Source organism: Nostoc sp., from assembly GCF_036917375.1.
In the GTDB taxonomy this organism is placed as follows: domain Bacteria; phylum Cyanobacteriota; class Cyanobacteriia; order Cyanobacteriales; family Nostocaceae; genus Nostoc.
Genome location: NZ_JBALDN010000001.1, coordinates 126,236 through 147,694, shown reverse-complemented (window position 1 = coordinate 147,694; position 21,459 = coordinate 126,236). Strand labels below are relative to the sequence as shown.

Below are 21,459 nucleotides of genomic sequence, written 5' to 3'. Positions count from 1 at the left end.
ATGACAATTTAGGTTTATCATTGCAAGACTTCCCAATCCTCTATAGGTACAGGAGGCTCAAATGGATCTTCATAGTGAATAACCGTTCCCCGTAAAGGATAAGGATTAGATTCTGAAGGTTGGGGAAAACGTTCTAAAACAATGATTTCTACTGCTTCGCCTGCTTGAAACGGTAAATCCTCAAGAATCAAGGTTCCGTTTTTAATTAACTTTGTTTCAATTCGGTGTGCTTTCATAGTTACTCTGCTAGTTATGAATCTAATAAATCAGCAAATGGTTTCATTTGTCGTAATCCTTCCTCACGCCAATTATCATCATTTTCTCCTTCTTCTAAGTTAAATAATCTTTCTCTACACAAGATTTGCAACAACAGTGGCCAGCAGCAACTTTGTGTCAAAATCCACTCTACATCTTCGTCAGTGAAGGGAATGGGCGAACTTGCTATCAATTCTCGCGCTTCTGTCTTAGTTAATGCTTCTAGATGTGCGGTATAACCGAAAATATTGAAAAAAGGTGAACTGTGTCCTGTGTTTCGCGCCATTTCAATCGGTGATTCGTGGGTAGCCAAGACAAATGCTAGATTCCCTCCTGTATGGTTAGTTGCCAAAGACCGCAAACATTCCCAAAAGCCATCGTCTAATTCTGGACAGCGTTGCAACCCAACACTAATCTCATCCAATAAAATGACTGTGGGAGAATGCAAATTATCGCTGACTACATCCATGAAACGATCTAAATCGCAAGGTGTCGGCACTAGCATCTTCAGTGATTCTAGGATGTACTTTAGCAGTCCTTCTCGGCTTTGCATTCGTGCGTCTTGCAAGTCTACAAAAATCCAACAGTAATTTTCTGGATGCGGTAGCCAGTCAGATTTTTGCTCAGGACGCAGCTGTTCTGCTGGGGTGGTGGTGATATTTTTTAGGTAGTGTAGGAGGGATGTTTTACCGCTACGCTTTTTGCCGATAATGGCGGCGTTTTGTAGGGGATGGCGTTTGAGTAAGTTGAAGAGGCGTTTTAATTCTTTCTCGCGCCCAAAAAAGTAACGTGGCTGGGTGATGGGTGCGCCAGTGATGAAGGGTGATGCTTCATCGTTAGTTGACTGAGGTTTATTTGGTTGAGTTTCTGATTCTTTGTATGCAATGTCTTGCCACTCTAGTCCTAATTTCTCACAAATTTCTCGAAAATTCTCATAGTCAATTGCTATGCCAGCGAAGAAGTTTTTGACAGTGGACAGTGAAGGGTCTATGTCCTCAGAGAACTTTTGCAAGCTAGGATAGCCGTTACGCTGAGGTGCTGACTTAACTTTTTTAATATACTCTGGGGCTACTCGGAGCGATCGCGCCATCATTCTTCATCGAGAAACTGCTGTGAGTATATCAGCTTTTTATACTAGCTAAAGCAAAGCTGTTTAGCGATAATGTCTTGCACTCTAGAAATTATAGTCATCCTGAAGTTAAGCAATAATCAACTAAAACTCGTCTATTAGGTGACTATTTCTCAACTCAGTTCTCAGCCAGCACCAAGTTGTAATGAGAATGTAAGGGATTAAGGCTTTAAAAATGAAACGAGTACTGGCAGTTTTGCAAATTACTTTATCACTTTGCGGAGTGATGATGTTTAGTACAGTAACTTACGCCGCTATTAATATGGTGAACGGTCAATACCGAGTTGAAATGGCGCTCAATACTAAAGGACTCATTATTAAGTCAAATATTGACAAAAGGCAATGCAAACCAGTAGAAAATATTGCCCTAAAGCAGGAAAGCACAAATTCTAACCAGGAGATGATTAATAATGAAGTGAAGTAAAGTGGTGCGTTACGCCAAAAGCTAACGCACCCTACCAAAACCCTAAATGAGTAGAAATTAATAAAAAGTTAGGGATAAATAACTCCTAACTCTTGTAGAGACGCGATTAATCGCGTCTCTAATTTTTACAACGCACAAGTCAACTCGCCGGCTTTTTGACTAAAGCGGTGATTCTCCCGATAATCTACGGGACAATCTATCACGGCGGGCACATCTTGAGCGAGTGCTTCTTTCAAAGTGGGAATCAAATCTAAAGCTGATTCAACTCGGTAGCCTTTTAAACCCATGCTTTCGGCTAATTTGACAAAATCAGGATTGCTAAAATGTACAAAGGATGAGTTTCCTTTACCAAATTGATTTTCTTGCTTCCACTCAATTAACCCATAGCCGCCATCATTGAAAATTATCGTGACAAAGGGCGTACCGACACGCAAGGCTGTTTCTAATTCTTGAGAATTCATCATAAAGCCGCCATCACCTGTGACAGCAACGACTTTGCGCTTAGGATGAACGAGTTTTGCTGCTAAAGCGCCAGGAATGGCAATACCCATAGCTGCGAAGCCGTTGGAAATTATGCAAGTATTGGGACTATGGCAATGATAATGACGAGCCATCCACATTTTATGTGCGCCAACATCAGAGATGACGATATCATCTGGGCCCATCACTTGGCGTAAGTCATAAATTAACTTTTGCGGCTTAATCGGAAATCCGTCGTCATGGGCGTACTGTTCGTAATCAGCCCGAATTTCTGACCTTAAGCTAATAGCAAAAGGATCGGGTTTGCCTTGTCTGTCTGCTAATTTTAAGATTTCATAGAGGGAATCTGAAATATCTCCCACGACTTCGGCGTTGGGAATATAACTACTATCAATTTCTGCCGGACTTACCCCAATATGCACAATTGGGATTTCACCATTCCGATTCCATTTCTTGGGGGAAAACTCAATCAAATCATAGCCGATCGCAATTACTAAATCTGTGTTATCAAAGGCACAGGTAATGAAGTCTCTTTGCTGTAATCCCACTGACCACAAAGCTAATTGATGTGTGTAGGGAATCACGCCTTTACCCATAAAAGTATTGGCAACAGGTATATTTAGCAAGGTAGCAAATTGCGTTACAGCATCACTTGCATGAGCGCGAATTGCCCCATTTCCGACTAAGATCAATGGGTTCACTGCTTGGCAAATTGCGGCAGCTGCTGCCCGAATGCTAGCAAAAGATGCATAAGTTTTTTCGCTATTATCCTTACGCAAAGGTTTGCCTTCGACGGGCATGGCAGCAATATTTTCTGGTAAATCGATGTGAACCGCACCGGGTTTTTCAGATTGCGATCGCTTAAATGCTTTCCGCACTACTTCGGGTGTAATACTCGGTCGCACAATCTGCTTATTCCATTTGGTAACAGGTGCAAACATTGCCACCAAGTCTAAATATTGATGGGATTCTATATGCATTCTATCTGTTCCCACTTGACCGGTAATCGCCACTAAAGGCGCACCATCAAGGTTAGCATCTGCCACCCCAGTCATTAAATTGGTTGCCCCAGGGCCAAGAGTAGAAAGACATACTCCGGCTTTTCCGGTTAAGCGTCCATAGACATCGGCCATGAATGCTGCACCCTGTTCGTGACGAGTCGTAATAAATTTAATTGAAGAATGTTTTAGCGCTTCCAAAACGTGAAGATTTTCTTCACCAGGAAGCCCAAAAATGTATTCCACTCCTTCATTTTCTAGGCACTGCACCAATAATTCTGCTGTATTCATTTTATTTTCCGACAACTCTATTAACGAATAAGACTTTTGTTCTTTGTCATTAGTCATTTGTCCTTTGACCAATGACTAATGACCAATGACTAATCATTTAACCCACACGGTTTTAACATTGACAAACTCATGTATACCTTGGATACTCAATTCTCTGCCATATCCAGAACGCTTGATGCCACCAAAGGGCAACCGAGGATCGGATTTGACCATACTGTTGATAAACACTGCACCAGCTTCGATTTCCTCAACCAAGCGATCGCTCTCTTGGTCGTTGGTTGTCCAAGCACTTGCACCTAAGCCAAAGGGTGAGTCATTAGCGAGTTTAATGGCAGCATCGATATCTGGAACCCGAAATAACAAGGCTACCGGGCCAAAGAATTCTTCTTTGGCGATTGGTGTGTCGGTGGGGATATCTATGATAATCGTTGGCGGATAAAAGTTTCCAGGACGATCTGATAAAGGATGTCCACCGGTGAGGACTTTACCACCGCTGCTAATAGCACCTTGCACTTGTTGGTCTAAATCCTGGAGAATACCAGGTGTTGCCAGTGGCCCTAAATCGGTATCTGGTTGCATAGGATCGCCTACTTTCAGCGCCTCAAATTTTTCTAAAAGCAATTTTTCAAATTTGTCTGCGATCGCTTCTGCGACAATAAAACGTTTCGCTGCAATACATGATTGCCCGTTATTTAACATCCGCGCTGTAGTAGCTGTGACAACTGCTGCCTCCAAGTCAGCACTTTCTAACACAATAAACGGGTCACTTCCTCCTAATTCCAAAACTGTTTTTTTAATTTGTTTGCCGGCGGCGACGGCGAGGGATGCACCTGCTGGTTCGCTTCCGGTCAAGGTAGCAGCTTTTACGCGGTCATCAGCCATCAAATCGGCAACTTTGGCAGCGCCTATTAATAGAGTTTGAAACGCACCTTCAGGAAAACCTGCCCGTCGGATAATATCTTCAATTGCCAAGGCGCACTGCGGCACGTTGGAAGCGTGTTTGAGTAAGCCGACATTTCCGGCCATCAGGGCTGGTGCGGCAAAACGAAACACTTGCCAGAAGGGGAAATTCCACGGCATCACCGCGAGAATTGCACCTATTGGTTGATAACGTACAAAACTGTGGCTGGCATCAGTTTTTACACTGACATCAGCCAAGAAATCAGGGGCGTATTCGGCATAGTAGCGACAGACGGCGGCGCATTTTTCGACTTCTGCGATCGCAGCTTTAAATGGCTTACCCATTTCTAGAGTCATTAACTTAGCAAATTCTGCTTTATCTTGCTCTAAAATCTCAGCAGCTTTTTGCAGCCACTGCGATCGTTCAGAAAAACTAGTCTGACGATACTGTTCAAAAGTCCGATCGGCTAAATCGAGTTTAGCGTTAATTTCTGCGTCATTGAGCGCCTCAAAGGTTTTGAGCGTCTCCCCAGTGGCGGGATTAATGGTGGCGATCGCCATTACCTGACCTCCCGTTAAAAAATAGCTTCGGTAGGCTTCCTAGTGTTACACAGATTAATTCTGGAAGCTACCACCCAAATTCTAGTCTTATAACCCAGAATTGGTTGCTGAATATTACAATTTTGAAATTATTTTTGAAATCAAATATACCAACCAATAAGTATTAATATTGATGAATTCAATAGAAGTAAAGTTGCTATAATTTGCACAATTGAGGAATCAAGCCATGACTCAAGTCTTACGCAAAGTAGTTACATTCGATGAATTCGTTGCTAAATATCCAGATAACACAGGACAACGTTACGAGCTATATGATGGGGTAGTAGTAGAAATGCCGCAACCTACAGGCGACCATGAAGAGATTGTTGTATTTTTATCTACAAAAATCACTTTAGAATATAGTCGCCTTAGCCTGCCATATGGTATACCAAAAACAGTATTAGTAAAACCACTTGAAAATGAATCAGCTTACTCGCCAGATGTATTACTCCTAAATCTCCCTAATTTAGTTAATGAACCTCGGTGGAAAAAAGAATCAACTGTTACTCAAGCAGTATCAATTCCTTTAGCAATTGAGGTGGTAAGTACAAACTGGCGTGATGATTATCTGAAAAAATACGCTGATTATGAAGAAATGGGAATTCCTGAATACTGGATTGTCGATTATGCTGCATTGGGTGGTAGAGAATTTATTGGCAAGCCCAAACAACCGACTATTTTGGTTTGCTGTTTAGAAGAAGGTGAGTATCGTGTTAGTAAGTTTCGAGGAGATGACCGTATCCAGTCGCCAACATTTCCAGAGTTTAATTTGACCGCAGAGCAAATTTTTCGCGCTGGCATAGTCAGCTAAATTTAGCATCAGGCTATTCAACCTTTCGTAAGAGAAAGGCTGTCACAGCTATTCATAGCAGATTTATCTTAACCAGGATAGTTAGATATTTTTTAGATATTTTTTATTTGGAAGCCCCTCACATAATTCATAATTAGCGATTTTTTCCTATTCCCCATTATGCCAATCCCTAAAGATTCATGATTGGAGCAATGATTGTTGGCACTGGCTGTAATTTTGTCTGATAAACCTTAACTAATCGCTCAATACCTTTGAAACGGTAATCTCCCATTTCTTGGAAGTCTGAGGGTTGTGAAAGCATTTTATGGGTGGCTTCACTAATCACGCATTCACTAGGGGGACAAACTGCTTCCATCCGAGCAGCAAGATTAATTGTTGCGCCTAATGCCGTATAATCTACCCTTTGAGAACTACCGACATCTCCCACCACAGCCTTACCGCTATTAATCGCAATGCGTAATTGCAGGGGTTCGTGCCAAAAACCATTGGCATTAAGATGTTCGAGACGAGTAAGCATTCCCTTGGCAGCAGTAACAGCGCGCTCGGCATGATCTGCTTGCGGTTCTGGAGCGCCAAAAAATGCCATAATGCAATCGCCAATATATTTATCTAAAGTGCCGCCGCAACCAAACACTTCTTTTAGCATTTCTTCAAATAAATTATTTAATAGTTGAGCGATCGCAGTTGGTGTTAACCTTTCAGAAATCGCCGTAAAGCCCACCAAATCAGCAAACAAAATACTGATTTCGCTCTCAGCGGGAGCTAAACGACCACCCGGTAATCCGCCTACAGATATCAACTGCTGTACAACTGCTGGAGAATGATAGCGTTCTAGTCGGTGACGAATCATCTCTTCAGTTTTGAGTTTTTCTACTAATAGCCAACGCTGCACGCTAGAAGCTACAAGATTTGCTAAAGCTGAGAAAAAGCTCAATTCTTCTTCACCTTCATTTGCCCAATGGTAAGAAGAGAAATTGGCATCGGCATACAGTACGCCCACAACTTTATTTTCATCCCATAAAGGCACTGCCATCGCGCTACGAATACCTTTGACTAAAATACTCTGTTCGCTAGCAAACCGTTCATCTTGATGAGTATCACCAGTTTGAATGACTACTTTTTCGTCAAAGACTTTTTGACATATACTACGACTAATCCAACTACCATCAGAAGGGAGATGTTTCTGTTGGGAAACATTTCGAGTGGCAGCATTCATTAATTCTAACTGGCCGCAACCATTGACATCAATTAATAATGCCAAGCGATCGATACTATCAAGATAACGAAAAACTACTTGCTGCACCTGAGAAAAAATCTCTTCTATAGATGCGGCTGCACAAAGATTTTTCGCTATGTCCACTAAATCTTTGAGACGGGCAATAGTTTTGTCCTTATTATTGATGTTGCCATCTTTGCTATCAGCTGCAATCCATTGCTGTTGTAATTGTTCAACATTATGAAGGATTGTTCTTTGCTCATTAATGTCCGAAATTCCGGGGTACTCAGGTGTCGGTTGAAAAACAGGGGTTGTGAGCAGCACTACCAGGCTAACATTGCCCAGCCAAATGATATCGCCGTGATGTAACTCTTGAGGATAGTTAACCAGATATTTATTGACTTGCGTCCCGTTTTTGCTGCCCATATCCTCAATAGTCCACACACCGTCAGCCGTTTTTACTAAGCGAGCATGGTTGCGGGATACTCCACCAAAAGGTAAGTACAAATTACATTCCGGCAAACGACCAATTGTAAATACATCTTGGTCAACTGCGATCGTGGTCTCGGTATCTCCCTCTTGTAGGCGTAGCGTCAGTTCAGTCATGAGTGTGATAGATCCATCGAAGCTAGAGGTCAAGCAACTCTAAGGTAAGTTATACCCTACAGGTTAACCTTCACCTTTTGTTTATGACACTGTTAACTGCATTCCGACAACTGTATTTCAGTAGTGCTGAGTGCTGAGTGCTGAGTACTGAGTGCTGAGTATAACCTTATAGTTAAAACTACGCGAACGCCAATGCAAAGGGCAAACAGAACTTTGCTCTTAGGGGTATGACTACTCTATATGCTGAGTGCAATTAATTTTACTTTTTACTCAGCACGGGCTAAACCTTAGCTATCCGCTAACGTTACTCAGCATTCAGCACTGTTTTAGTGATATCTATTACAGCGTATTGGATTAAAAGTCTCTGGCACAACTCCAAAAGACTTGTGTGTACACCGAAAATTTGTACGCGAGAAGAATGGAAGTGAGGTTTTCCAGAACCCGTGCAAAATCAATCTATTGAACAGCTAACAAATGTTAGCGATCGCGTTTAGCAGAACGGCGCGATGCCGACGAACGAGCGCCAGGTTTTTCGCCATTGGTGGCAGGTGGCGCTGCTTTACGTTTCGCCGATGTCTGTGGTAACGGTTTAGGAGTACGAGGCGGACGCTTATCACTTCCTGGCTTTGCTCTCTGTTGCCGTACATTTGCGATTGGTTCGGGGTTGGTATCGGGGTTGGGCGCAAAACCAGCAACCACTTCCTTCGGCAAGCGTTGCTCAATCAGTTTTTCGATATCTTTCAATAGATGCTGTTCATCGATGCACACTAGCGATACAGCTTCACCTGATGCACCAGCGCGACCGGTGCGACCAATACGATGAACATAATCTTCTGGTACATTGGGCAAATCAAAGTTAACAACATGGGGCAGTTCGCTGATGTCAAGCCCCCTAGCAGCTATGTCTGTCGCCACCAATACTTGTAAAGTGCCATTTTTGAACTTTGCCAGAGCGTTAGTACGCACGGGCTGGCTCTTATTACCGTGGATTGCCAAGGCTTGAATGCGGTCTTCGCCCAACTGCTTCACCAAACGGTCAGCGCCATACTTGGTGCGAGTGAATACTAGTACTTGATACCAATTATCTCGGCGAATCAGATGAGCAAGTAATTGGCGTTTTTTGTCACGGTCTACTTGGTAAACTTTTTGAGCGATCGTGTCGGCGGTAACGTTGCGGCGTGCTACCTCAATCATTGTTGGATTATTGAGTAGCCCGGCGGCCAGTGCCTTAATTTTGTCTGAGAAAGTAGCGAAGAATAGCAAATTCTGTCGCTGTTTGGGCAGGAGTGAGAGGATGCGGCGGATATCATTAATAAAACCCATATCCAGCATCCGATCGGCTTCATCCAGCACCAAAACCTCAATCTGCGATAAATTCAGCGTACCCTGCTGTACGTGGTCTAGCAGTCGCCCTGGAGTCGCGACCAAAATATCCACTCGACTCCTCAAACGCTGTTTTTGCAGATTAATACTGACTCCGCCAAACATCACCATTGAGTTAAGATTTAAGTACTTGCCGTACTCGCGCACGCTTTCTTCCACTTGGGCAGCGAGTTCGCGAGTCGGAGTGAGAATCAACGCCCGGATTGGTGGGTATCCATTAGGCGTACCTTTGCTCTTATTAGACGACAACCGATGCAAAAGCGGCAGTGTAAAACTAGCGGTCTTTCCAGTGCCAGTTTGTGCCCCAGCTAATAAATCTTTACCCGACAACACAGCAGGAATGGACTGCATCTGGATTGGCGTGGGTTCCGTGTACCCTCGTTCGGTAACAGCACGGATAATTTCATTGGACAAGCCGAGATCGGAAAAAGACATAAGACTCCAAAAATAACATCGGCCTGTCGCCAATGATGGCGTCAGTCTTAGGCGGACGGATAAAAATCATTGAAAAGCTGGATGGGCAGTAGCGCAAAGACTGAGAGCGAGTGCCGCAGTCCCTCATTCTATCAGATTGCCGTCTATTGTGTGGTTAAAGTTGCTCTGATTCAGTGTTGTGTTAAATTGGCATTACCTGCTTGTAAAGCAAAGTATTGAACAAATGGGAGAAATTCATTATCGCAATCCAAAAGCAACTGATTAATTCACAAATCAAATCACCTAGCGTCTTTTTGATTGACCATGAGAATAACAATCGTGGTCTGATCGACACCAATGAGGCGTTACAGCTAGCCGAAAGCTTAGAGCTTGACTTAGTTGTAGTCTCTCAAGGTAAAGACGCTCCAATCGCCAAGATTCTCAACTATGGCAAGCTACAGTATCAAAAGAAAAAACGTCAGAGCCAGAGTGCTAGACCCACGGTAAAGGAAGTTCGATTCGGTCTAAACGTGGGTTTAGCTGATTACAATTTACGCATCGAACAAGCAGGTCAGTGGTTGAGTAAAGGCGATTCTGTTAAGTTTGCCATTCGTTTACGAGGCCGAGAACATCAATATCGTGACAAAGCGGGAGAACTGCTAGACCGAATTGCAAACGATCTCAGTCAAGTAGGTAAAATCCAGTCACTGGATAAACGCGCGCTAGTTGTTCAAGTTATTCCTGCTTAGTTATCTGGCGATCGCTAGAGGATGTATTTGTGGCAGCTTGTAAGGAATGAAAAAAGCCGGACACAGTACTGTAGCTTCTATGGAAAAAACAGTCAACTGTTATTCAAGGTGAATTTGACTTTCCGACCAAACAAGCGCCACGCGCCGGGATATAACCAATCAATCGGCGCATTTTGCGATTAGGTGTGTCAAGGCATCAATCAAGCGATCGCTTTTCATTGGTATAATATCCTGTCCATGCATCACATTTTGAGTAATATGAAAATGCACTAATGCTCCTAAGAGAATTCTCGCTGTCGCCTCTGGATCGGGTATCTTTAATTCTGGAGCCGCTAAGTAGTGAGTGAGAGTTTCCGCTACTGGCTTAATCATCACCCGAACACAAATTTGAGCTAACTCAGGAAAACGCCCAGATTCCCCGATTAGTACTCGCATAAATGCACTATGTTCTTCGTCGTTAAGCATCTGATCTAATGCTTTGGTTATTACTTGGCGCACTATAGTGGCTGGTTCTCCCTCAATCGGTTCTGTGCCAAAAATAGAGCTGTTCTTTTTGCTTGTTAGTTGCTCTAACAGTACTTTAAAAAGTCCTTCTTTATCTTGAAAGTGGCTGTAGACTGTCGCTTTAGAAACACCTGCTGCTACTGCTACCCGATCCATACTCGTACCAGCATAGCCATTTTGGAGAAACTCTTGCATTGCACCTTGCAGAATTTGCTCTACTTTATCAACGGAATTATCTCGATCAACTTCGTCAGCTTTGATGCGTACCATTTATTAATCATCCTTTCTTATCAACAATATTAATCGATGCTGCAAAGTGTCCCGGTACAAAATGGCAAAAATAAATATACCCTTCAATAAAGTCCAAAAGCATCTATTATTAGCTTTCCTCTCCTCTACTTTTTTGTAGTAGACAATCAATCCCAATAGAGAATAGCATTCCGCAGCATAAGGGATTTCCAGTTAAAAAAGTATCCGGCCTAGAGACGCAATACCTTGTGCCCATACAAATCTAGAAATGATTTGGGATAATTTATTTTTTGCAAGTCCCTAATGCCAAGCAAATTGATTGACAAGTTTATTTGTGTTCTATTGACTAAACTAGTCCGTTTAGTTTAGCATAAATTGAACTGGACAGTTTAGTACAGGTTGCTACTGGTGGTAAGGGGGAAATAGTATGAGGGAAAATAGAAATGCAGAGGGTTTAGGGTCTTCTCAGAATCTTTTGCGTTCGCCACTTCTACTTACAATACTTGCATCTCTAGCAATAGGCGCAACCAGTGTTTATACAGTGATGAAGCTTCAGGCTACAGCTAACGAAAAGCAAAAAGCACCAGTAGCAGTTCAGCCTGTGGTAAAAACAGTAACAGCATTAGGGCGGTTAGAACCGAAGGGAGAAATAATAAAACTGTCAGCGCCTTCTTCAACTGGTGAAGGAAATCGGGTAGAGCAACTATTGGTAAAAGAAGGCGATCGCGTCAAAGCCGGCCAGGTAATTGCGATTATGGACAACCGCGATCGCCTACAAGCTAGTTTGATTGAAGCCCAAAAACAAGTTCAAGTTGCCAAAACCCGCCTTAACCAGGTAAAAGCTGGAGCTAAACAGGGAGAAATTGGAGCGCGTCAAGCTAGTGTGAATCGTTTGCAAGTAGAACTAGAAGGAAATATTAAAACTCAGCAAGCCACAATTAATCGCATAGAAGCAGAGCTGCAAGGGCAACAACGGAGCTTGCAAGCAACAGTGGCTCGCGTGGCAGCCGAGAGACGTAATGCTCAAGCTGACGTGCAACGCTATGAGACTTTATACAAAGCAGGAGCAATTTCTAGCCAAGAAGTTGATAACAGACGCTTAAACGCCGAAACTTCCACTCAAGCGTTAATTGAAAGCCAAGCCACCCAGACAAGAACTGTCGCAACCCTACAACAGCAGCTTAACGAAGCAAAAGCCAACCAGAATCAAACCCTCGCCAGCTTGCAACAGCAGATTAATGAAGCAAAAGCTAACTTGAATCAAACTGCTGAAGTCCGTCCAACAGATATAGCAAACGCACAAGCAGAGGTAGACAGCGCTCAAGCCACGGCGGATAAAATTAGAGTACAACTGGCGCAGGCTTATGTTGTGGCTCCTAAAGCCGGTCGAATTTTGGAGATTAATACGCGAGCCGGAGAAACTGTTGGCAATGAAGGAATTGTGGCTCTAGGCCAAACCGACCAGATGTATGCAGTAGTAGAAGTCTATCAAAGTGATATCAAGAAAGTGCGTCCAGGACAGGATGTGCGGGTAAGTAGTGATTCCCTACGCAATGAATTAGAGGGAAGAGTGGATTGGATTGGTATGCAGGTAAAGCGGCAAAATCTAATTAACGCCGATCCCTCTAGCAATATTGATGCCAGAGTAGTGGAAGTCCATGTGCAACTGAATAAACTATCTAGCCAAAATGCTTCTAGCTTCACTAATTTGCAAGTCAAGGCGGTAATTGTACTTTAAAGGGCATTGAACATTGGGCATTGGGCATTGGGCATTGGTCAATAATTAATAGTTATTATTCCCCTGCTTCCCCTGCTCCCCCTGCTCCCCTTGCCTCCCCTGCTCTCCACTCCCCACTCCCTATTATGAAATTAATCGAACAACTGCGGCGGCGAACGCCTTTAGGATGGCTGCAACTGAGTCATGAAAAAGGTCGTCTTTTGGTAGCATTGTCAGGCATTGCCTTTGCCGATGTTCTGATGTTCATGCAGCTAGGGTTTCAGAATGCCCTGTTTGAAAGTAACACAATGCTGCATCGCAGTATGCAGGCTGATATGTTTGTCATCAGCCCCCAAGCACGTAACCTAGCATATATGTCTAGCTTTACGCGGCGGCGGTTGTATCAAGCAATGGATATACCAGGTGTAAAGTCGGCAGAAGGAATGTATGTCAACATTGTTGATTGGAAAAATCCCCAAACACATCAGAAGACGACAATATTAGTTATGGGGTTCAATCCCGATCGGCAAATGTTGAACTTAGCGGATGTGAATCGCCAAATAGATGCTATTAAGCTACCAGATACCGTTCTGTTCGATCGCGCTTCTAGAGGAGATTACAATGAAGCGATCGCCAAAATTGAACAAGGTAAAACTGTCACAACCGAAATAGAAAGGCGGACAATTACCGTTAGTGGCTTATTTTCAGTCGGGGCTTCCTTCATAGCCGATGGTACTTTGATCACCAGCGACCAAAACTTTCTGCGACTATTTCCCAGACAAGAAGCAAGTAGTGTCAGTCTCGGTTTAGTGCAGCTGCAACCAGGCTATGACCCAAAACAGATGAAAGCAGCTTTAGAATCTCATTTAGATAATGATGTTAAAGTTTTAACCAAAGCAGAATTTCTCGAATTTGAAATAAATTACTGGAAAACAAATACAGCGATTGGGTTTATCTTCAGCCTGGGTGTAGCAATGGGGTTTTTGGTAGGCGTGATTATCGTCTATCAAGTTCTTTCTACAGATGTGAATTCCCATATCAAAGAATACGCCACTTTTAAAGCAATGGGATATAACAATCTTTACTTATTAAGTGTGGTGTTTGAAGAGGCGATAATTTTGGCGATTTTGGGCTTTATCCCAGGAGCGATCGCACCTTTAGGACTTTATCATTTAACTCGTAATGCCACCAATTTGCCAGTTTACATGACCGTAGCACGAGCCATGACGGTATTAACGCTGACGATGATTATGTGTGTAATTTCTGGTGCGATCGCCACCCGTAAATTACAATCTGCTGACCCCGCAGATATGTTTTAGAAAATGGGCATTGGGGAGGCAGTGCGGTCTTGGGGTCTCCCCAAGTGGAGCAACTGCCGTCATTGGGCATTGGGGATAAAGATACTTACCCAATTCCCAATCTAAAATCTAAAATTTAAAATCTAAAATTAGTATGCCTCCTGTAATCTCTGTTAAAAATCTCGACCACTATTTTGGTCATGGTCAACTTCGCAAGCAAGTTCTTTTTGATATCAACCTGGATATTAACGCTGGCGAAATTATTATTATGACTGGGCCTTCTGGTTCTGGTAAAACGACACTTCTCACCTTAGTCGGCGGCTTGCGTTCTGCCCAATCTGGTAGTTTGCAAATATTGGAACAAGAACTGTGTGGCGCTAACAAAAGACAACTTACTCAAGCGCGACGCAGTAACGGTTATATTTTCCAAGCGCACAATCTGCACGGTAGCCTGACAGCACTCCAAAACGTCAGAATGGGCTTGGAAGTGCATAATAATATTTCCCCAGCAGAAATGAAAACCCGTTCAGCCCAAATATTAGAGGAGGTAGGATTAGGAGAACGCTTGAATTATTATCCTGATGATTTATCTGGGGGACAAAAACAAAGAGTTGCGATCGCTCGTGCGTTGGTTGGTCGTCCTAAAATTGTCTTAGCAGATGAACCCACCGCCGCCCTTGACAGCAAATCGGGACGAGATGTAGTTAACCTCATGCAAACACTAGCTAAAGAACAAGACTGTACCATTCTCTTGGTTACTCATGACAACCGCATTCTAGATATTGCCGATCGCATCGTCTATATGGAAGATGGCAAGTTAGTAAATGACCGTGCTGTTGTTGCAGCATCTTAAGCAAATCACAAATTAAATCGGATTTTCTAAGGATTGTACTCAAATTCGCTTTGCGATCGCACGCCTATCCAATCTCCTGCTGGCGTTTGTCCGACTTCGTAGCTGTAGCCAACATCCCAAAAGCTGATACTGTAACAAGTGCGATCGCGCAAACACTGGTTCATAAACTGGCTGAGTTTACGGCTATTGTAGCCATCATCAGCATATTCAACTGTTCGCTTCTCCAAAAAAACCATCGTTGCTGCTTGTAATGCGAGTTGAATTGCTGTTGTTTTAGTTTTGGCTAATGCACCGACAATTTGATGTTGGTAGGTGTAATTGTATCCGCCGTGGTAGTAGCCGTAGTTGGTAATTGGGGCGAGTTTGTCTAAGAGAATTTGAACTTTAGCGATCAGATTTTGAGTTGCTTGGGTTGGCAATTCTTCGAAGACAATTTGTGTTGTGCGTTGATGGCGATCGCGATAATTATCGCTTACTTGGTCGGGGATAGTGGGGGCAAGACAAAAATAATGGCGATCGCTAGTTTCACCAACCACAATCGACACAGAAAAATATGGATGTTCCCACTCAAAGTATTGATGTGCTGCTTTGGGAACAGATAAATTATATGCTTGGATATTTTGTAAATGATTTTTAACTAACTGCTGGAGTTGTTGATAGTAACCTTGGCGTTCGTTAGCAATACTTTCGTTCCAAGTATTGTCTTTGCGTTTAGAACGTGGCGGGGCGTATTCATAATCAGAAGCTTCCTGATTAGTAGGAGTTCCCCATTCTTCAATTTTTTGCCAATGTTGAAAAGCAAGTTCTATGTAAGTGAGATTAACAAAGCCTTCGGAAATCATCAGATTCCAGAGGTTAAATTCACCTTGGGTTGTAGTTTCCCAAACAAACGGATTTGAGCAGAGTAGTTCTAGTGTACCAAGGAGTTGTTCTGTTTCGAGTTTCATTTTTGATATTAATAAAAAATCTAGGGATTGTAAACAAATTCACTTTTTAGATATAGTCCAACCCAATCTCCAGGGTTACTTTGACCTATTATGTATATATGTTCCTGAGTAAAAAAACTGAATCTATACATAATTACTTCAGGAAATCTCTGGTTAAAAAATTTATTAACTTGCTCATATTTTGCATAAACTTCTTCATAATCTTCCTCATAGTAGTCGCTTAAGTAGTTTTTATCAGTATAAAAGCTATGAAATTGTTTTAGTTCTAGAAGTCTAGCCTTTTGAAAAGCCTGTTCAAATGCTAGTTCTTTAGATACAGCAACACCATAAACAATTTGATGATCGTAGCTATAGTAATAACCACCACCAAATTCACCTTCTAAGGAAATTGTGCCTATTTCTGAGGTAATTGCTTCAATTTGTGAAATGAAATTTAGTGTGTTTTGACCGTATAATTCAATACGGTTCAGATAAGCCCAAAACCCTCATGTAGAGACGCGATTTATCGCGTCTTAAAGACCAATTACCTACACCAATAACCCTTAACTGAACCGTATTGCCGTATAATTGACTAGAGGTTGATTGAGATAGAGAAGAACGAGAAATTAGCTCTTGCGGAATTCCTGTTTCTGTATAAACAGTTGGACAAATACAAATCCAATTACCTTCTTCTGTTTTCCCAATTACAAAAGACGATGTAGGATAATAAACTTTCTTGAATCTAAATGATTCTAATTCTTGTAAATTGGTCTGCAAAAACTGAAATAAAGCTGCTAATTTATTGTTTCTAATATTTTTCTCTAGCAAACTTAAATTGATTTTGGGAAAAAATTCCAGATATTCCAATTCTTGCCAATTTTTAATTATAATATCTACATCTGTAAGCTGTAGCCAACCATTAGCCAGACAGAGATTGATAATATTAAATTCTCCTTGTTCAGATACGTCCCAAACAAATGGAACAATAGTACCGCCGTCTTCATGACCTGGTAAACGAACAGTTAAGTAAGGCTCAACAAGAACTTGTAGAGATCCAAAAATGCGTTCTGTTTCAGTGTGCATAGTATATTAAGTGCCATTTAATTACAGTTATGTGATTGATAAATTTGCGATTATTATCATAACGATGCTTGTAGCAAAGCAGATTGAAATGGTTGCAACAGAATACCAAGAATCTTATCAACATCATTGATGTAGTATTCAACTTACGAATTAGTATTAACTCTAGCGGCTGCGCGGACAATCCGGTTGCTATCTTGGGCAAGTTGCTGGCGTAAAACGCTTGGAGTTCCAGAATTATCAGCAACGGCGTAGCGTTCCAGCCAGGATGCAGACTGCGCTGCTTGAGTCAGCACTTCATGGGGAGTTAGCGGGTGGAGGAGTGTCACAAACCGCACAAAGGCATTTTCCGAACTCGCGTATTCTGCAAGTGTACTTACTAAATCATCAGTGCTGGGGTTGTAGAGGCGGTTGAGTCCGCGCAAGGTGGAACTAGTTTGGCGGGTGGTGGGTTGTACAATCAAATCGCGGAGGCTTTCGCGGATGGGTGCAGGGGTGTTGGGATTTTGAGCAACTGCGCGGCGGACTTCGACTTTTTCATCGTTTGCCAGTTGTGTCAGTATTGTTTCAGGTAGGTTAGAATTGCTAGCCGTAGCAGTGCGGGCACTGGAGTTTTCGTCACCTGTGAGAAGTTGTAAAACAGTAATTGGTGTATTGGGGTTAGTCGCTACTTTGATTCGCACCTCTACTTGTTCATCTCGCGCCAGTAATTCCAAAACGCTAACAGGTGCGTTGATTATAGCCGCAACAGCTTCACGCACGGATATTTCTGTATCTTCTGCCAAACGCAACCACAAAGCCTCTGTTAAATTGGGATGCCGAACTAAACAAACACGCACTTCTACACAAGGATCTTGGACAAGAATACCCAGCAATTGCGGTGTTAAGCTGGGATTGTATGCAAGCGATCGCACTATCTCATCGTTGGTTGTAGGTGGCATAAACGCTTGCGGATCGGGTGTTGCACCAATAAACTCTCTTCTTGCTAAAATCTCCAATGCCTCAATAGGTGTGCGAGGATTACCAGCTATTAAACGCAACACATCATTATGATTGCCGGGAAATGCACTTTTGAGCATATCCACTGTTTGATTTGGCGTATTTCCTGAATTTTGGGTACTCAGAACAATTTCAGCAAGTGCGCGAGGCGGTGTGTTGGGATTGCGAACAACTTCCAAACGAGTTGTAAAATCTGGGTGACTAGCTAGCACTTCCAAAGTTTCAGGAAATGTATTAGCATTACTGGCGACAGCACGAACTGTAGCTACATAAGAGTCTCTAGCTAACTGTCTTAAAACCGTGGCTGGTGTATTAGGGTGAGATGCGACTCGATAACGCACTGAACTATCGGTGTGACTTGCTAACTGTGACAAAGTTTCAGCAGGCATTTGTGAACCTTTGACAGGATGTTTAATAAAATCAGCAAGATTTTTGCTACTCATGCTTTTAACCGCCTGAGCAAGCACAATTCCTGGTGTATTGGGATTGCGTTGATTTACGAGATTTTCTTCTAATCCTAAGCGAGTGAGAATTGTGACAGGAGTATTGGGGTTAGCAGTCAGTCTTGATTTGACTTCACGGCTGGTATCGTTGGCTAACCGCGTCAAAATTTCAACAGATGAATCGGGATGTTCTGCAACTTTGGCTCTGACTTGCTCAGATTCATCTTGCGCTAGCATTTCTAATAGTTGAATAGGCGTTGGTGTTTTATTATGAGATGATTTATGGAGAAGCCATAAACGTACATTTAAGCTTTTGTCTCGCGCCAGATCGAGTAAACTATGGAGTGGTAAATTGGCATTTTCTAAAACAACTTGACGCACAGTTTCATCTGCATCTTTTGCCAGTTGTTCTAATATTTGAATCGGAGTTTGGTTACTACGTGCTGCGGTTAGTTTAGCTTTTTGATCTCCCTTTTCCACAACCTGCGCCAAAGCATAAGAACTATTAGTGCGACGAGCCATTAATTGATGAGCGTTTGCAGTTTCTTGCTCCTCCTCTATAGCCAGCAACAACCAATAACGTTCAAGGAAAGGAAAATTAGGATTTTTCAGTACAGTCTCACGTACAGTTGAAATATTATTAATTGTTTTCTCTACAGGCTGTCTGGTAAGTTGCACCAAAATATTAGTCGGAGTCCCAGGATTTTCAGCTACCCAATTGCGGGTTGTGCTATTGCTGTCCTGGGCTAATTCTGCTAGTGCCTCGGTGGGTGCATTGGGGTTTCTAGAAACTGCTTGACGACCTACACCAGGGCGAGTCATTAACTGAGCTATAATTTCCGATGGAGTATTTGGATTTCTGGCAATTCCTTCTTGAATATTGTTCCAATTTGTAGAAAGAAGTTGCTGAAAATACTCTCTGCGTTCTGCTGCTGGAATCTGTGGATTATAAACAAGTGCTAAAAACAAGTCGCAGTCACTCTCATGAGAAGTAAGTGGTATTGATGGTCTTCTAAGCTGATTAGTTAATTGATTCCGTAAAGAAACTGGAGTATTTTGATTGCCAACTAACGCTACAGCTATAGAGCGGTTTCTTGAGTTATTTTTAACACCACTGTTAATTAATGCCAAAATAGTTACGATATTTGTAACTACTTGTTCTTGTAGTTGATTCGATAGTCCAGAAAGCATTTCTGTCCATTCAGATAAAAATCTATTCATCAATAGAGATAGTTCATTTTTCGTATCCTCGTAAGTTAAAGTTCTTGTCATTACCTCCAGAAAATCAGGACTTTCAAAAAGTCTCATCCACTGTTCAACATTAACAACAATATTATTAGGATATAAAGTCTGATGCTTAAGATCAGACATGAATTTATCAGCAGTGGAATTGAAGGAGTTAGCATTAACAGCATACTCAGAAGCTAAAACTCGTCGAATTTCCCGTAAAAGCTTGGTGCGATAAGACTCATTTTGCCCTATCGCCTCTAAAACATACACTGGTGTTTCGGGATTTTTGGCAATTTCGACTTTAATATTGTCCTCCGCATAAAGTATCAACTCTGATAAAATCCGTAGTTTTACTTGTTCAGAAGTTTGGGAATTTTGGGCAACAGCAAGCTTGACATGAGAATTGGGATACTGTGCCAATTGTTCTAAAATCTCCACCGAAACTTGCGGATGTTCGGCAACATCAGTGAGAAACCCAATCTCATCCTGAACCCATTTTTCAGATATTCCTGGCGTTGAGCCGGCTTTTCTTTCTTGTTCTAGTTTTTCCGCTCTTAGTGCTTCTAAATCAATATTTGCTAACTCAGCCAAAAACCTTGTTGGTGTGTTTGGTTGTTTTAATAAAAAATAACGAAGTTCCTTATTTTTCCAAATTGGCTGGTTTGTCGCTAGTTCGTTGAAAACCCGCTCTAAAATACTAGCTGGTAAATTTTTCCTTCTTTTTAAAAGATGCTGTTGAGTTGAAAATAATTGATGCAATATTTCTTCCGTTGCATTCTCATGTTCTGCTACAGCTGCTTGTATCGTTTTATCTTGATGTTCTGCTAGCACAGCCAACACATCTGCGGCTGTTTCTGGATTCTTCGCTACCGCTAACTGAATTTTGTACACCGCATCCCCAGCCAACTGCATCAGCGTCTCTGCTGTCGCTGAGGGATTTTGCGCCACAGCCAACCGCACCCACGCCCAACGACTCTGCCCCAGTATTGCTAATTGTTCGCTACCAGTATTCCAGTCAGATGCAACGGCATACTGTCCTTCCACGAGTTCAATTAATGGTGGTGGACAACTGGGATTAAATTTCACCGCCAACCGGACTGGTAATTCCAAATCACCCGCCAACTGTTCCAACACTGCTGACGGCGTTTCTGGCGACTCTGCTACCTGTAACCTTGGTTCTAAAGTTGGTTCCTGTGATAGCCGTTGTAATAATTGCAACCGATAACGCAAGGGCATTTGAGGATTTCGCAATCCTTGAATTAGTCGCTCAGATGGAACCCATTCGCTTAAAAAGCAAGGAGGTACAGGCCCGATTTTGAGTAGTTCTACTGCTAATCGGTCGTTTTGCCCTAGCTGACGCTGTTGCAGGATATCATCAACTGCTTGCTGCCACCCGTCTGTTATTTCTGCTGCCAAATTTACGTGCAAACTTGCTGCTTCTGCTACCTGTGCATCAGGGCTATTAACTAGAACTTCTAAAAGACTTCGCGGTGTCTGCTGGAAACTGGCAACGGCTAATTGCAATGCTACTGACTGTTGCAATTTTTATTTGTGAGAATTGCAAGCTACAGGTGTCACAATGCGGTTTGGTTAATGTTTCGTTTTAACCTTTGAATGGGATTATAGCGGTTCTTGTCCCTTATGAGGTACAAAAATCCCACACTGCTAGTCACAAGTCAAATTACCCCCCTTAATCCCCCCTTGGAAAGGGGGGAAAAGAAATCTAGTTCCCTCCCCTTTGCAAGGGGAGGGTTAGGGTGGGGTAAAACTGATACGAAAACCAGGTGAGTAAACTATTTCAGACTTGTGTATACACCGTAGGCAAGCGAGGTCGGGAATATGATGTACCTAATACGATTGGTAAACGCTATTATCATCAAAATTTAATATAAATTTCCACCGCT

The 21,459-nt window shown here is 42.5% G+C and carries 17 protein-coding genes; 6 read left to right on the top strand and 11 right to left on the bottom strand.

The annotated features are described in order from the left end of the window. Window positions 1–17: 17 nt before the first annotated feature. On the bottom strand, window positions 18–236 hold the full coding sequence (locus V7K45_RS00625) for a hypothetical protein (RefSeq protein ID WP_334999379.1): 219 nt from the start codon (window positions 234–236) through the stop codon (window positions 18–20). A gap of 14 nt (window positions 237–250) precedes the next feature. Beyond that, the gene (locus tag V7K45_RS00620) at window positions 251–1,348 is read right to left on the bottom strand and encodes an ATP-binding protein (protein WP_334999377.1); all 1,098 of its coding nucleotides are present in this window, start codon (window positions 1,346–1,348) and stop codon (window positions 251–253) included. A 211-nt stretch (window positions 1,349–1,559) separates the two neighbouring features. Between V7K45_RS00620 and V7K45_RS00615 the strand changes: the two genes are divergently transcribed. Continuing rightward, window positions 1,560–1,808, top strand: a complete 249-nt coding sequence (locus tag V7K45_RS00615) for a hypothetical protein (protein ID WP_334999375.1) — start codon at window positions 1,560–1,562, stop codon at window positions 1,806–1,808. Between the two features lie 125 nt (window positions 1,809–1,933). Here V7K45_RS00615 and V7K45_RS00610 read toward each other — a convergent pair whose 3' ends face one another. Continuing rightward, on the bottom strand, window positions 1,934–3,577 hold the full coding sequence (locus tag V7K45_RS00610; RefSeq protein ID WP_334999416.1) for an acetolactate synthase large subunit: 1,644 nt from the start codon (window positions 3,575–3,577) through the stop codon (window positions 1,934–1,936). Between the two features lie 93 nt (window positions 3,578–3,670). Beyond that, window positions 3,671–5,038, bottom strand: a complete 1,368-nt coding sequence (locus tag V7K45_RS00605; protein ID WP_334999373.1) for an NAD-dependent succinate-semialdehyde dehydrogenase — start codon at window positions 5,036–5,038, stop codon at window positions 3,671–3,673. A 226-nt stretch (window positions 5,039–5,264) separates the two neighbouring features. Here V7K45_RS00605 and V7K45_RS00600 point away from each other — a divergent pair, with 226 nt between their 5' ends. Beyond that, window positions 5,265–5,888, top strand: coding sequence for a Uma2 family endonuclease (locus tag V7K45_RS00600; protein ID WP_334999371.1), 624 nt, complete (start codon window positions 5,265–5,267; stop codon window positions 5,886–5,888). Between the two features lie 169 nt (window positions 5,889–6,057). Here the strand turns inward: V7K45_RS00600 and V7K45_RS00595 are convergent, their stop codons facing one another. Both V7K45_RS00595 and V7K45_RS00590 read right to left on the bottom strand, forming a co-directional pair. Then, window positions 6,058–7,710 carry an adenylate/guanylate cyclase domain-containing protein gene (locus V7K45_RS00595; protein WP_334999369.1) on the bottom strand — a complete coding sequence of 551 codons (1,653 nt, stop codon included), beginning with the start codon at window positions 7,708–7,710 and terminating at the stop codon, window positions 6,058–6,060. 477 nt (window positions 7,711–8,187) lie between these two features. Next, window positions 8,188–9,528, bottom strand: a complete 1,341-nt coding sequence (locus V7K45_RS00590) for a DEAD/DEAH box helicase (protein ID WP_334999367.1) — start codon at window positions 9,526–9,528, stop codon at window positions 8,188–8,190. Window positions 9,529–9,743: 215 nt separating this feature from the next. On the opposite strand from V7K45_RS00590, the gene infC reads away from it, so the two are divergent. Continuing rightward, window positions 9,744–10,256, top strand: a complete 513-nt coding sequence (gene infC / locus V7K45_RS00585; RefSeq protein WP_289798351.1) for a translation initiation factor IF-3 — start codon at window positions 9,744–9,746, stop codon at window positions 10,254–10,256. Between the two features lie 159 nt (window positions 10,257–10,415). Here infC and V7K45_RS00580 read toward each other — a convergent pair whose 3' ends face one another. Further along, the gene (locus V7K45_RS00580; RefSeq protein ID WP_334999365.1) at window positions 10,416–11,030 is read right to left on the bottom strand and encodes a TetR/AcrR family transcriptional regulator; all 615 of its coding nucleotides are present in this window, start codon (window positions 11,028–11,030) and stop codon (window positions 10,416–10,418) included. A 406-nt stretch (window positions 11,031–11,436) separates the two neighbouring features. Here V7K45_RS00580 and V7K45_RS00575 point away from each other — a divergent pair, with 406 nt between their 5' ends. The 3 genes from V7K45_RS00575 to V7K45_RS00565 all read left to right on the top strand — a co-directional run bounded on the left by V7K45_RS00575 (window position 11,437) and on the right by V7K45_RS00565 (window position 14,877). After that, window positions 11,437–12,747 carry an HlyD family efflux transporter periplasmic adaptor subunit gene (locus V7K45_RS00575; RefSeq protein ID WP_334999363.1) on the top strand — a complete coding sequence of 437 codons (1,311 nt, stop codon included), beginning with the start codon at window positions 11,437–11,439 and terminating at the stop codon, window positions 12,745–12,747. Between the two features lie 122 nt (window positions 12,748–12,869). Beyond that, window positions 12,870–14,045, top strand: a complete 1,176-nt coding sequence (gene devC, locus V7K45_RS00570) for an ABC transporter permease DevC (RefSeq protein WP_334999414.1) — start codon at window positions 12,870–12,872, stop codon at window positions 14,043–14,045. Window positions 14,046–14,178: 133 nt separating this feature from the next. Continuing rightward, window positions 14,179–14,877 carry a DevA family ABC transporter ATP-binding protein gene (locus V7K45_RS00565; RefSeq protein ID WP_334999361.1) on the top strand — a complete coding sequence of 233 codons (699 nt, stop codon included), beginning with the start codon at window positions 14,179–14,181 and terminating at the stop codon, window positions 14,875–14,877. Window positions 14,878–14,903: 26 nt separating this feature from the next. Here the strand turns inward: V7K45_RS00565 and V7K45_RS00560 are convergent, their stop codons facing one another. The 4 genes from V7K45_RS00560 to V7K45_RS00550 all read right to left on the bottom strand — a co-directional run bounded on the left by V7K45_RS00560 (window position 14,904) and on the right by V7K45_RS00550 (window position 21,097). After that, on the bottom strand, window positions 14,904–15,824 hold the full coding sequence (locus V7K45_RS00560; RefSeq protein WP_334999359.1) for a hypothetical protein: 921 nt from the start codon (window positions 15,822–15,824) through the stop codon (window positions 14,904–14,906). Between the two features lie 20 nt (window positions 15,825–15,844). Next, window positions 15,845–16,159, bottom strand: coding sequence for a nuclease A inhibitor family protein (locus tag V7K45_RS32870; RefSeq protein WP_442941940.1), 315 nt, complete (start codon window positions 16,157–16,159; stop codon window positions 15,845–15,847). Between the two features lie 121 nt (window positions 16,160–16,280). Then, window positions 16,281–16,886 (bottom strand): hypothetical protein, encoded by a 606-nt coding sequence (locus V7K45_RS00555; protein ID WP_334999357.1) that lies wholly within the window; start codon window positions 16,884–16,886, stop codon window positions 16,281–16,283. Window positions 16,887–17,029: 143 nt separating this feature from the next. Beyond that, window positions 17,030–21,097 carry a hypothetical protein gene (locus V7K45_RS00550; RefSeq protein ID WP_334999355.1) on the bottom strand — a complete coding sequence of 1,356 codons (4,068 nt, stop codon included), beginning with the start codon at window positions 21,095–21,097 and terminating at the stop codon, window positions 17,030–17,032. Between the last annotated feature and the right edge of the window lie 362 nt (window positions 21,098–21,459).